Genomic DNA, 11,804 nt, shown 5'->3' with positions numbered 1-11,804 from the left:
CCATGGCCAAGTCCCCCGCCCCCACCCCCGACCCCATCGGCGTCCGCGGGCCCGCCGGTCCCCCCGAACTCACCTCGGCCCAGAAACTGATGGTGTTCGTGCTCTCGATGACCCTGTTCGGCCTCGCCAACATCGTCACCGAGATCATCCCCGACCTCCAGGTCGGGCCGGTCACCCTCAAGGTCTCCTACCTGGCCTTCGTCCCCGTCATCATCGCCGCCCTGTTCCACCCGCTCTACGCCGCACTGGGCGCCCCGCTCGGTGAGATCGTCTTCGTCGACCTGCTCATGGGCGACTTCTCCGGGATCGGCGAGCTGGAGGGCTACCTCCAGATGTTCCTCGGCATCTACGTCGCCGGTTGCCTGGTCCGGGACCCGCGCAGCCGCGTCCAGCTCTTCGTCGCCGGACTCACGGTCGTGGTCATCGACAAGATGCTCTCCGCCATCGTCGACATCGCCAAGGTGTGGGTGGGGGTGGCCGACGCCGAGTTCGTGCCCGGCCTGCCGCAGTCGATCCTCCTGCTGGAGGGCGTCGGCTTCGCTGTCGCACTGCTGATCAGCGGTCTCCTCTTCGGAGCCCTGCCCGCGATGGCGCTGGCCCCGCGCCTGTACGGCAAGATCGAGCCCCTTCTCGGCCTGGCGCCGCGCGATCCGCGGCACCCGATCCCGCTCGCCGAGCGCGGCACCGGTGCCTTCATCCTGCTCGCGCTCTTCCTCTCCTTCGTGGCGATGATCGTCGCGTTCACCTCGGAGATCTTCGGCAACTTCGGTGTCTGGGAGCCCGACTTCATCGAGCAGTACGGCGCCCGTTTCCTGTGGATCGGCGTTTCGGCCGCGCTCATCGCACTCGTCTCCCTGGTCGTCACCGTCCGGTTCGTGGTCGCTTCGCGCCGCCGCCGTGCCGCTCAGGGAGCAGGAACCCGGGACTCCGTCACCCGGAAGGCGGGGGAGCTGCGGTGACCCGTTCCTGCGGCAACACCCCCGCCATCGAGATCGAGGGGCTCTCCTTCCGCTACCCGGGGGCCGACCGCGACTCGCTCACCGGAGTCGCGCTACGGATCGAACACGGCGACTTCACAGCGGTGGTCGGCGGCAACGGCTCCGGCAAGACCACCCTGTGCAAGACCTTCAACGGCCTGGTCCCGCACTACTGGTCAGGGAGCTTCGAAGGCACGGTCCGAGTGATGGGATCCGACACCCGGGCCCGGTCCGTGGGCGCCCTGTCCCACCAGGTCGGATACGTCTACCAGGACTTCGGTAACCAGTTGGTGCGCCCCACCGTTCGGGACGAGATCTCCTTCGCCCCGGTCAACTTCGGCCTCGCCGACCACCGGGAACGCACCGAGGAGGCCATGGAGCTGCTCGGCGTCACCCACCTCGCCGACCGCTTCACCTGGCAGCTGTCCGGCGGGCAGCAGCACCTGGTCGCCCTCGCCGCGACTATGGCCATGCGCCCCGGCGTCGTGGTCGTGGACGAACCCGTCGCCGAACTCGACCCCGCCCACGCCGACGGCATCTACGAGGCCCTCACCGACCTCAACACCCGGCTCGGCACCACCGTGGTCGTCATCGAGCACCACGCCGAGTACGTGGCCCGCCACGCCCGCTCGGTCGTGCTCATGGCCGACGGGGCGCCCGTGTGGCACCTGCCGGTCCGGGAGGCCATGGAACGCGTCGAGGAACTCGAACGGCACGGCATCCCCGCGCCCCAGGTCGTCCAGGCCACCCGGAGCCTCGTGCCGGAGGCGCCGGTCCCGCTCACCGTGGAGGAGGCCGCCGGGCACCTGCGCGCACACGCTCCCGAGCACTTCCCCGTACCCGTTCAGCCCCCCGTCCCGGCCGCGGCCTCCGCCGCACCGGCCGCCCCGGTCAAGGCGCAGGGGACCCCCGTCGCCCAGATGTCCGGGGTCAGGCACGGCTACCGCGAGGTCGGCGGCGACCTCGCCGTCGTCCTGCACGACCTCGACCTCACCCTCCACGACGGCGAACGCGTCGCCCTCGTCGGCGGCAACGGAGCCGGGAAATCCACGCTCATGCGCCTGTTCACCGGCCTCAAGGTGCCGCGCGAGGGCACTGTGCGGGTCGGCGGCACCGACACCCGCACCGTCCGCCCCGCCGCCCTCGCCGACCGGGTCTGCTACCTCTACCAGCGCCCCGAACAGATGTTCCTCAAGGACAACGTGCGCGAGGACGTCGCCATGTTCCCGAAGGGGCGCGGCCACCCCGACAGCGACACCCTCGTCACCGACGTCCTGGACCGGGTCGACCTCACCGGTCTCGCCCACCGCGACGGACGCCTGCTCTCCGGCGGCCAGCAGCGCCGTGCCACCCTCGCCATCGGGCTCGCCATGCGCCCCGCGCTGCTCCTCCTCGACGAACCCACCTCCAGCCTCGACACCGCCAGCCGCGACGCGGTCATCACCATGCTGGACGCCCTCGCCGACACCATCCGCTGCACTGTCGTGGCCACCCACGACATGCACCTGGTCGCCGAATGGGCCCACCGCGTCCTCGTCCTCGACCGGGGCCGCATCATCGCCGACACCACACCCGCCGAGCTCTTCGCCGACTCCGGGCTCATGGACGCCGTCGGCCTCGTCGCCCCGCAGATCACCCGGCTGGGGCTCCACCTCGGTCTCAACCCGCCGCCCCTGACCGTCAGCGAACTCCTCGACCGGCACCAGACCACCCGGAGGGCCCGTGCGTAAGGAACGAGACGGAATCTCCGTCGAATGGGTCAAACTCGAACTGCTCCGCACGGCCTACGCCACCCGGGGCGGCATGCTCGCCGCCCGCGACCCCCGGTTCGTCATCGGCTGGTATCTGATCTTCGCGGTCGTGCCCTGGTTCACCCACAACATCACCGTGCTCGCCGCGCTCTTCACCGTCTGCGCCGTTGCCGTCGTCCTCAGCCGGGTCGGCCCGCTCATCCTCGGCCTGTTCGTCATCGGGTTCGTCCTCGAAAGCCTCTACGTCCTCTTCGCCGCCTGGTTCTTCGGTGGAGACATGACCACCGTCCTGGCCCTCGTCGAACTCACCCTCAAACTCGCCACCATCAGCATGGCCAGCATGGCCGCCTTCGTCTCCCTCGACCCGGAGAAGCTCTCCGACGGCCTGCTGAGCCTGCACGCCCCCGCCATGCTCAGCTTCGGCGTCAGCTACGGCTACCGCATGCTCCCCGTCCTCATGGAGGAGTTCCACACCGTCATCGACGGCCACCGGCTCCGCACCGCGCCGCTGCCTGACAAGGGGTTCCTCGGCTGGCGCGTCGTCGTCCGCACCGCCACCACACTGGTCCAGGCCTTCTATCCCCTCATGCTCAACACCGCCAAACGCACCCGCACTACTGTCGAAGCCCTCGAAACCAAAGGTTTCACCTACGCCGCCGAACACCCCGACGGCCGCCGCATCCGCCTCGCCCACCTACGCGCCAACCACTGGGACGTCCTGCTCCTCGCCGGAACCGTCGTCCTGGTCGCCGCCGCCTTCGCCCTCGGCCACGCCTACCCCCTCCACAGCGGAGTGCGCTGAACCACGTACCACCCACCCCCAGACCTCCGCTAGACTGTTCACATCGCTTCAAGGGGCTATGGCGCAGTTGGTAGCGCGCCTCCATGGCATGGAGGAGGTCTGGGGTTCGAATCCCCATAGCTCCACTTCATTACGGAACGACCCGGCTCGGGGGACTTCGTCCTCTCCGCCGGGTCGTTCTGTCGTTTCTTCTGGGGGCGACCCCGGGACCCCCGATGCGGGGCTTCGCCCCACGGGGGCGGGTTGTGGTTACGTCGCCCAAGGTCCACCGAATCAGGACGACCCGGCTCGCGCGTCACCGCGCTCACCGGTTCGTCCTTCGTGTTTCCCGGGGAGACCCCCGAACCTCCGGGTGGGCCCTGGGCCGGGGGTTCGCTGATCGGCGCGGCTGAGGATGATGAGGAAGCGGCTCGCGCCGAGTATCGCCTGGCCGGAGCCGTCCACTCCCTTCCTAGACTGGGCACATGAAGCACGCCGTGAACGAGCACCCGGCCGAAGGCCCCAGCACAGACGGGGGTCGGGCGTCCGACGACAGCAGCCCCGTCATCCAGGTACTGGAGAAGATCCGCGAGGAGGTCGCCGGGCTGTCCGGCGGGCGGGTGGCGGACTACATCCCCGAACTCGCGCACGCGGATCCGGGGCTGTTCGGGGTCGCTGCGGTCAGCGCCCACGGCCGTTCCTACTGCGTGGGCGACACTGAGCACACCTTCACGCTCCAGTCGATCTCCAAGCCCTTCGTCTACGCGATCGCCGTGGAGCAGTTGGGGCTCGACGCGGTGCACGGGCACGTGGGGGCCGAGCCCAGCGGGGAGCCGTTCAACGCGATCAGCCTCGACGAGCGCGGCCGCCCCGAGAACCCGATGATCAACGCGGGCGCCATCGTGACCACCTCGCTGGTGGAGAGCGCTCTCCCGGCCAAGCGGTTCGATCGCATCCGGTCCGTGCTCTCGGAGTTCGCCGGGCGGGAGCTGGAAGTGGACGAGGACGTGTACCGCTCGGAGACCGAGACCGGGCACCGGAACCGTGCGCTGGGGTACCTGAGCCTGGCCGGGGGAGTGCTGGTCGGGTCGGTCGAGGACGCCGTGCAGGACTACTTCCGCCAGTGCGCCCTCAGCGTCACCGTGCGCGACCTGGCCGTCATGGCGGCCACCCTGGCGGTCGGCGGGGTCAATCCGGTGACGGGGGAGCAGGTGGTGTCCCAGCGCACCGCCCGGCACACGCTGTCCATCATGTCCAGCTGCGGTATGTACGACCGCGCCGGGGAGTGGGGGCTGCGGGTGGGCATCCCCGCCAAGAGCGGGGTGAGCGGCGGAATCCTCGCCGCGGCCCCGGGGGCCTTCGGGGTGGGGGTGTTCAGTCCGCCGCTGGACGACGCGGGCAACAGCGTGCGTGGGGTGGCCGCCCTGGAGCGGCTCTCCGACGACTACGACTTGCACATGCTCCAGATGCCCGCCGAGCCGCCCTCGCCCATGCACAGTGTGACCCGGGACGGGACCAGGCTCGAGGTGCGGCTGCGCGGGGAGATCGACTTTCTCGCCGCCGAGCAGGTGGTGTCCCGGCTCGCGGAGGCGATCGACGACTCACGGGTGAAGTCGGTGAGTGTCGCCCTGGAGCGGGTCTCCGGGCTCAGCGACGCGGCTCGGGGGCTGCTGGCCGCCGAGCTCACCGAGCTGGCCGACGCGGGAGTGGCAGCCACGGTCAGCGACCCCCGGGGTGTGCGCGAGCCCTGACCGGTCCGGGCCGATCCCTTGACAGGGGTCGCACCGCGGCGAATAATCAACCTATTGGTTAATCAACTGGAAGGTTGAATGCTCGGATGGCGAACGACCCGCTCAGTCTCACCTTCGCCGCACTGGCGGACCCGACCCGTCGGGCGATCCTCGCCCGGCTGGCCGAGGGCGAGGCGACCGTCAACACCCTGGCGGAGCCGTTCGACATCAGCCTCCAGGCGATCTCCAAGCACCTGAAGGTCCTGGAACGGGCCGGTCTCATCACCCGGGGGCGCGACGCCCAGTGGCGGCCCTGCCGTTTGGAGACCGCCCCCCTGGAACAGGCCGGCGAGTGGGTGGGCCGGTACCGGGACCGCTGGGAGGGGCGCTTCGCCCGCCTGGACGAGGAACTCCGCAGCATCCAGCGCGGCACCGGGCAGAGCACCGGACGGGGCCGTGAAAAGGGCATCGAGAACGAGAACAGTACCGGCATCCAGAGCAGTACCGAAGAGGAGAAGACCCATGAGTGACCTCAAGGTCGTCATCGAGCCCGGCCGTCAGGACATCGTGATGACCCGCACCTTCGACGCGCCCCGCGAGGTGGTCTTCCGGGCCATGACCGACCCCGAACTCCTGCCGAGGTGGTGGGGGCTCAGGGACACCGAGACCGTCGTCGACAGGTACGAGGCCCGGCCCGGCGGATCGTGGCGGATCGTGGAACACGACAAGGAGGGGCAGGAGTACGCCTTCCACGGTGTCATCCACGACATCAAGGCGCCCGAGGGCTACACCGGGACCTTCGAGTTCGAGGGCATGCCCGGGCACGTCCTGCTGGAGACCCACACCCTGGAGGAGGTCGACGGCCGCACGCACTACACCTCGGTCTCCGTCTTCCAGAGTGTGGAGGACCGCGACGGCATGGCCGCCTCCGGCATGGAGGAGGGGGCCGGGCAGTCCATGGACCAGCTGGACGAGCTGATCCGCACCCTGGTCTGAGACCGCGTCGGAACCGTGGCCCGGCCCCGTCGGCGGGCCACGAACCCGCGAAGTGAGCCTGTGGACAACGCCTGACCTGTCGTCACCGCCGGGTACTGTCGATCCGTGGCAGATCTCCCCGACGTTCCCACCCTGCTCGGCGCGGCCGTCAAGGCCTTGGGCGGTAGCAGCCGAGAGGGCCAACAGACCATGGCCGACGCCGTAGCGGCGGCGGTCGACAAACGCGAACACCTGGTGGTCCAGGCCGGTACCGGCACCGGTAAGTCCCTGGCGTACCTGGTCCCCGCGATCAGACACGCGATGGCGACCAAGACACCCGTGGTGATCTCCACGGCCACCATCGCACTGCAGAACCAGCTCATTGACCGCGACCTGCCACGCCTGGCCGCCGCGCTCGCCCCGCTGCTGCCCCGCGAACCCACGTTCGCGGTGCTCAAGGGACGCCGCAACTACCTGTGCCGCAACCGCATGCAGACCGCCGGGGACGACGACGCCGAGGGCAGCGAGCTCTTCGACGCCCGCCAGCTCTCCTCCCTGGGACGCCAGGTCGCGCGCTTGCACGAATGGGCCGAGGACACCCTCACCGGAGACCGCGACGAACTCGTGCCCGGCGTGAGTGACCTCGCCTGGCGTCAGGTCTCCGTGGGCGGTAACGAATGTATGGGCGCCCGCGTGTGCTCCTTCGGTCAGGAGTGCTTCGCCGAGTTCGCCCGCGAGGCCACCGCCGGTGTGGACGTGGTGGTCACCAACCACGCCATGCTCTCCATCGACATGGCGCAGGGCTACCACATCCTGCCCGAGCACAACACGATCATGATCGACGAGGCGCACGAACTCGTCGACCGTGCCACCTCCGTGGCCACCGGTACCCTCACTGAACGCTCCGTCACCACCGCCGCCAAACGCGCCGCACGCCTGGTCGAGCCGGGTATCAGCGAACGGCTCAGCGAGTGCGCAGACGGTCTGGCCCTGATGTTCACCGAGGTCCCCGAGGGGCGCCTGGACCACATCGACGAGGGCCTCGCGGGCGCCGTGGCCGCGACCCGGGACGCTGCTGCCGCCTGCATCGCGGCGATCGGCCCCTCCCCGGGCGAGCTCGACCCGGACACCGCCTCCGACCGCCGCCTCGCCCTGGCCGCGCTCACCGAGGTCCGGGAGGCCGCCGAGCGGGTCCTGGAGTCCTACGAACCCCTGCTCCGGGACCGCACCGAGATCGTCTGGCTCACCAAGGTCCCCGCCCGGCCGCCCGCGCTGAACGTCGCTCCGCTCGGGGTGGGCGGGCTGCTGCGGGAGAAGCTCTTCGGCGATCGCACCGTCGTGCTCACCTCCGCCACCCTGACCCTGGGCGGTGACTTCACCGCCCTGGCCCGGCAGTGGGGGCTGGGCCGCGAGGTCGCGCAGGAGGCCGCCGAACGCGCTGCTCGCGCCGAGGCGGCACCGGGTACCGGCACCGAAGCCGGTTCCGCAGCCGAACCCGCACCTGGAACCGAAGCTGCCGGGCCCGCGGACGCCGGTACCGGGAGAGGGGCAGGGGAAGAGGAGGACGATGAGGACGGCCCGCACCGCGCCGCCGGGGAACCCCGCTGGCGCGGCCTGGACGTCGGTTCGCCCTTCGACCACGGCCGTAGCGGCATCCTCTACGTCGCCCGCCACCTGCCCAAACCCGGTCGTGACGGGCTCTCCGAGGCCTACCTCGACGAGATCGCCGGCCTCATCGAGGCCGCTGATGGGCGCGCCCTCGGCTTGTTCTCCTCGATGCGGGCCGCCCAGCAGGCCGCCGACGAGCTGCGCGAGCGCCTGGACCAGACGATCCTGTGCCAGGGCGAGGACTCCACCGGGCAGCTGGTCCGCCGCTTCGCCGAGGAGGAACAGGCCTGTCTGTTCGGCACCCTGTCCCTGTGGCAGGGGGTCGACGTGCCCGGTCCCTCGCTCCAACTGGTGATCGTGGACCGCATCCCGTTCCCGCGCCCCGACGATCCCCTGGCCTCGGCCCGCCAGCGCGCTGTCTCCGCGCACGGGGGCAACGGCTTCCTGTCGGTGTCGGCCACGCACGCCGCGCTGCTGCTCGCCCAGGGCACCGGTCGGCTGTTGCGCTCCACCGATGACCGGGGTGTGATCGCGGTGTTGGACCCGCGCCTGGCCACCGCGGGCTACGGCGGTTTCCTGCGGGCCTCTCTGCCGCCCTACTGGGGGACGGTCGACCCCGAGGTCGCGCGATCGGCGCTGCGCCGCCTGGCCGAGAAGGCCGGGGCGGGCCAGGACGAGTCGGCCGCCTGAGACGCAGCGGTATCACGATCTCGTGGTGCCGCGTGTGCCGGGCAAACCAGCGCTGCCCGCGATCCGCGGAGCCTCGCCCGACGCGACGGTGGCCGGGCGCCCTCGACGGGTGCCCGGCCGCTGCTGTCACCGGTATCGGGGCGGGGCACCTGCCCCGCACCCGTGCGCTCTCGTGTTGTCCCGGCCTCGTGCCGTTCTGACCCTGTGTCGTTCTGAGCCCGTGTTGCCCTGACTCAGTGCCGGTCCCGGTTCCGGGGCACTCCGGACCCTCGCCGAGTCAGCCCCGCGTTCGGTAACCGAAGAGGCGGACCGCGTACCCGGGGGAGTCGTCCTCTGGTTCCTGGATCTGCCAGCGGTCGTCGTGCTCTCCGACCAGGAGCTCGTTCCACATCATGTCGATGAGCTTGAGCCGGGAGACCACCGAGGCCTCCGGGTCGAGCACGATCGAGTAGGCGTGGTCGGTGAGCCGCTGGGTCACCATGCCCACGGACTGCCCGTCCCAGATCGCCGGGACCGGAGCGTGGCCGACCTCGATCCCGCACAACCGGAGCTGCTCCACTTCCTCGTCGAGGGCTTCGGCGGCCAGGGCGCCGTCGAGCCTGAGGGCGTCCTCCAGCTCGTCGCGGTCCTCGTCGGCCCGCAGATAGGCGTGGTAGGTGCGGTAGCCGCACGGACGGCACTTGCGCCAGACCACGCAGCGGGCCAGCCCGTAGGCCGACTGTGCCTCGCCCACACTCTGGTGGTCGCTCACCTCGCGAACCATGCCGCATTCGCAACACAAGGCAGTGAGATCCTGCTTCATCAGAGTCCCCCCTCCCAGGCGAGTATGCGACGAATGGAGGCCGTTAGGGAACCCGTTCGGAGAGGAAGTCGCGGCAAGGAGTCGTCATCAATGCCCAAAATGACCGGCTGACGGGTTTCGGACGTGCTCAGAGGGGGCGCGGACGTGGCCGGACTCACTCGTGACGGGTATGCTCCGCCCTCACGCGAGCGGCCCGCCGGGGGCACCCCGCGGCCCCGGGACGCGGAGCTGACCCTGACCCCGGTCCCGGGGCCAGCCCCCGGGACCCGGAGCCGGTCGGGAGAACCGGGAGCCGGAGTTTCGGGTGCGGATCACTCGTCCATGGACAGTCCGCGCTTGTTCCGTGCGGTCCAGTCCCGCATCCGCTGCGGGTAACCGACGATCTGTACGTCGTAGGCGGGCGCGGCGAGCTTGCTGGCGACCTTGCGGATGACCTCGGGGGAGCCGCAGCGCCGCCGGATCCACTCCCCGTCCGTGGCCACCGCGACGGCCGTGGTCTGTGTGGCGAAGGTTTCGGGCTCGACGAAGAACTCGACCCCCACCCGGCTCTTGGCGAACTCGATCAGCGCCTTGATGTCCGAATCCTCGGAGGCGCGGTCGAAACGGGCCTTCCCCTTACGGTTGGCCTTGCGAAGTCCGAAACGGTCTCGCCATCCCATCGACGCTCATGTCCCCTTAGTGCCGGTACGTGCCTGTTGCTCGCTGGACACTGCCGAGTCTATCGGCCGCAAACTCGGCAGAGCAGGGCCGCCAGTGCCCAGGACGCAACGGTTTCAGCGTTTTCCGGACAGGCCTGTCACCACGCTGCTACGTTCTGTCGCACACGGCACCGGGGGGAGAAGCATGACGATGTGGGCATGGGCGGGGGAGACGGGACGCCAACTGCGCGCCGCGGGGCAGGACGAGCTCGCGGAGGCCGTCACCGCGCTACCGGAACTCAGTGAGGCGGGCGACGCGGTCAAAGTGGAGGCGCTGGCCAGGTCGGCGATACGCACCGCACGGCGGCTGGTCGCCGAGGCGGCCAAGGGGGACAACGCCGTGGCCCCGGCGGTCCCGGCGTCGGTGCCGGGAGTGTTCGGGCCGCCGACCCTGTTCTTCCTGGCACACTGGCCGCTGGCGGTGCGGGTGGGAGCGCTCGCGGAGGGCCGTCGCGCGCTCGAACAGGCCCGGGCAGCCGCGGAGGACGAACCGGCACCGCACGAGTACGGGCCGCTGCCGGTCTCCGCGCTGGAGACCCTGGTCCGCTGTCACGCCAACATCGACGCCCGGGGCACCACGGACCAGCGTCGCGAGCTGCTCTCGGCTCGGCGCCTGTCCGGCTGGGAGAGCACCCCGGCCTGGCCCACCTTCACCCTGGCCCGGGTCCACCTGCTCATCGACGAGGGCCAGGCGGATCGCGCCGAGGCGGAGCTGCGCCGCTACGAGCACACCGCCACCGGTCCTGCCGTGCTCGGCGCCGGAGGTATCTTCGCCCTGGTCAGGGCGTTGCGGTACCAGGACAGGCACGCAGACGCCCTGGACGCCCTGGACCGGATGGAGGCCGAGCTCGGCCTGGGCGAGGCGGAGCCGGGCGGCCCCGCCAACCCGCGCCGGACCGCGCTGCGCCGGATGATCCGCTTCGAGCGGGCCCGGCTCCTGTCCTGGCTGGTGCGGTTGGGCCTGTGCGACGCTCGCCGGGCCATCGGGCTGCTGCCCACGGTGGAGGAGGCGGAGACCTACCCGAAGCTGCGTTCGGCATGGGTGGAGGCCGTGGAGAACCTGGTGTGCCAGGGCAGTGTCCGCAACGACTGGCGGCTGGGCGTGCGGGTCACGACCTGGTCCCGCTACTTCGAGCGGGTGGGTGCGCCCAGGCGCGGTGCCGAACTCGCCCTGGCTGCGACCCGGCTGGCCAGCGGTCGCGGCGCCCGCTGGGTGGCCGAGTGCTCCGCGCAGCGCGCCGAACGCCTGATCCGGGATCTCGGGGCCGCGGAGGAGATCATCGGTGACCTGGTGGAGGTGAGGTCCATGGTGCGGGGGATGAAGTCGATCCAGCCCATGGCCCCGGCCGCCGGAATCCTGGAGTTCCTCAGGGCGCAGCCCGCGGAGGAGGTCAACCCCGAGGAGCAGGCCGAGCAGGTGAACGTGGCGCTCACGGCGCAGCCGCACGACAGTGCCCTGCTGAGCGCGCTCGGTCAGGTCGGCCGGACCCTGATGCTGTCCGACGCCGCCACCGAGCCCCAGTGGCGCCACGTCCGCGAGCAGCCGGGGGACCAGCGAGCCGCCCTGTCGCTGCTGGAGACGCTGTTGCACGACAACGACACCGCGGGTGTGCGGAACCTGGTCCGGACGCTGGCAGCAGGGGCCCTGCAGCCCGAGTCGGCCCCGGTGTCGGCTCACCGGGCTTCCTAGCACCGCGTCAGCCGGGCCGCCCGTCGCCGCGCTCAACACGGGTACCTCGCTGTGTCGGCGAAAGCCCGGAGAGAAACCACCGGGAGAACTCTCCGCTCGCCT

At 70.7% G+C, this 11,804-nt stretch carries 10 protein-coding genes and 1 tRNA gene; 9 read left to right on the top strand and 2 right to left on the bottom strand.

Features of this window, described 5'->3' with window-relative positions:
- Positions 1-2: 2 nt before the first annotated feature.
- From D457_RS0125110 to D457_RS0125075, 8 genes are all read left to right on the top strand, one after another.
- A complete protein-coding gene (locus D457_RS0125110) occupies positions 3-959 on the top strand; it encodes a hypothetical protein (protein ID WP_017583438.1) in 957 nt (318 codons plus the stop codon).
- Entirely contained in the window at positions 956-2,707 is a 1,752-nt protein-coding gene (locus D457_RS0125105; protein ID WP_017583437.1) for an ABC transporter ATP-binding protein, read from the top strand. Before D457_RS0125110 ends, D457_RS0125105 begins: the two co-directional genes overlap by 4 nt.
- Complete coding sequence (locus tag D457_RS0125100) at positions 2,700-3,530, top strand: energy-coupling factor transporter transmembrane component T family protein (protein ID WP_017583436.1); 831 nt, start codon at positions 2,700-2,702, stop codon at positions 3,528-3,530. Before D457_RS0125105 ends, D457_RS0125100 begins: the two co-directional genes overlap by 8 nt.
- A 52-nt stretch (positions 3,531-3,582) precedes the next feature.
- Positions 3,583-3,655 (top strand) — tRNA-Ala (locus tag D457_RS0125095).
- 339 nt (positions 3,656-3,994) lie between these two features.
- The gene (glsA, locus tag D457_RS0125090) at positions 3,995-5,260 is read left to right on the top strand and encodes a glutaminase A (RefSeq protein WP_017583435.1); all 1,266 of its coding nucleotides are present in this window, start codon (positions 3,995-3,997) and stop codon (positions 5,258-5,260) included.
- 86 nt (positions 5,261-5,346) lie between these two features.
- On the top strand, positions 5,347-5,769 hold the full coding sequence (locus D457_RS0125085) for an ArsR/SmtB family transcription factor (RefSeq protein ID WP_017583434.1): 423 nt from the start codon (positions 5,347-5,349) through the stop codon (positions 5,767-5,769).
- Complete coding sequence (locus D457_RS0125080) at positions 5,762-6,235, top strand: SRPBCC family protein (protein WP_017583433.1); 474 nt, start codon at positions 5,762-5,764, stop codon at positions 6,233-6,235. The genes D457_RS0125085 and D457_RS0125080 overlap by 8 nt, the downstream gene beginning before the upstream one ends.
- Before the next feature lie 105 nt (positions 6,236-6,340).
- Positions 6,341-8,512 carry an ATP-dependent DNA helicase gene (locus D457_RS0125075; protein ID WP_026117011.1) on the top strand — a complete coding sequence of 724 codons (2,172 nt, stop codon included), beginning with the start codon at positions 6,341-6,343 and terminating at the stop codon, positions 8,510-8,512.
- A gap of 277 nt (positions 8,513-8,789) precedes the next feature.
- Here the strand turns inward: D457_RS0125075 and D457_RS0125070 are convergent, their stop codons facing one another.
- Together D457_RS0125070 and D457_RS0125065 are read right to left on the bottom strand one after the other, a co-directional pair.
- A complete protein-coding gene (locus D457_RS0125070; protein ID WP_026117010.1) occupies positions 8,790-9,314 on the bottom strand; it encodes a DUF6315 family protein in 525 nt (174 codons plus the stop codon).
- Positions 9,315-9,625: 311 nt separating this feature from the next.
- Complete coding sequence (locus tag D457_RS0125065; RefSeq protein ID WP_017583430.1) at positions 9,626-9,973, bottom strand: hypothetical protein; 348 nt, start codon at positions 9,971-9,973, stop codon at positions 9,626-9,628.
- A 184-nt stretch (positions 9,974-10,157) separates the two neighbouring features.
- Here D457_RS0125065 and D457_RS0125060 point away from each other — a divergent pair, with 184 nt between their 5' ends.
- Positions 10,158-11,702, top strand: a complete 1,545-nt coding sequence (locus D457_RS0125060; RefSeq protein ID WP_051073032.1) for a hypothetical protein — start codon at positions 10,158-10,160, stop codon at positions 11,700-11,702.
- The last annotated feature ends 102 nt before the right edge of the window (positions 11,703-11,804 follow it).

Origin of the sequence: Nocardiopsis valliformis DSM 45023, assembly GCF_000340985.1 — a bacterium.
In the GTDB taxonomy this organism is placed as follows: domain Bacteria; phylum Actinomycetota; class Actinomycetes; order Streptosporangiales; family Streptosporangiaceae; genus Nocardiopsis; species Nocardiopsis exhalans.
Note: the sequence above shows the minus strand (reverse complement) of the source record. Positions and strands in the feature narration are given on the sequence as shown.

Excerpts from the sequence above, each read along its gene's own strand:
- glsA (WP_017583435.1), top strand. The coding sequence starts at position 3,995 with ATGAAGCACGCCGTGAACGAGCACCCGGCCGAAGGCCCCAGCACAGAC.
- D457_RS0125060 (WP_051073032.1), top strand. The coding sequence starts at position 10,158 with ATGACGATGTGGGCATGGGCGGGGGAGACGGGACGCCAACTGCGCGCC.
- D457_RS0125065 (WP_017583430.1), bottom strand. The coding sequence starts at position 9,973 with ATGGGATGGCGAGACCGTTTCGGACTTCGCAAGGCCAACCGTAAGGGG.
- D457_RS0125110 (WP_017583438.1), top strand. The coding sequence starts at position 3 with ATGGCCAAGTCCCCCGCCCCCACCCCCGACCCCATCGGCGTCCGCGGG.
- D457_RS0125070 (WP_026117010.1), bottom strand. The coding sequence starts at position 9,314 with ATGAAGCAGGATCTCACTGCCTTGTGTTGCGAATGCGGCATGGTTCGC.
- D457_RS0125080 (WP_017583433.1), top strand. The coding sequence starts at position 5,762 with ATGAGTGACCTCAAGGTCGTCATCGAGCCCGGCCGTCAGGACATCGTG.
- D457_RS0125085 (WP_017583434.1), top strand. The coding sequence starts at position 5,347 with ATGGCGAACGACCCGCTCAGTCTCACCTTCGCCGCACTGGCGGACCCG.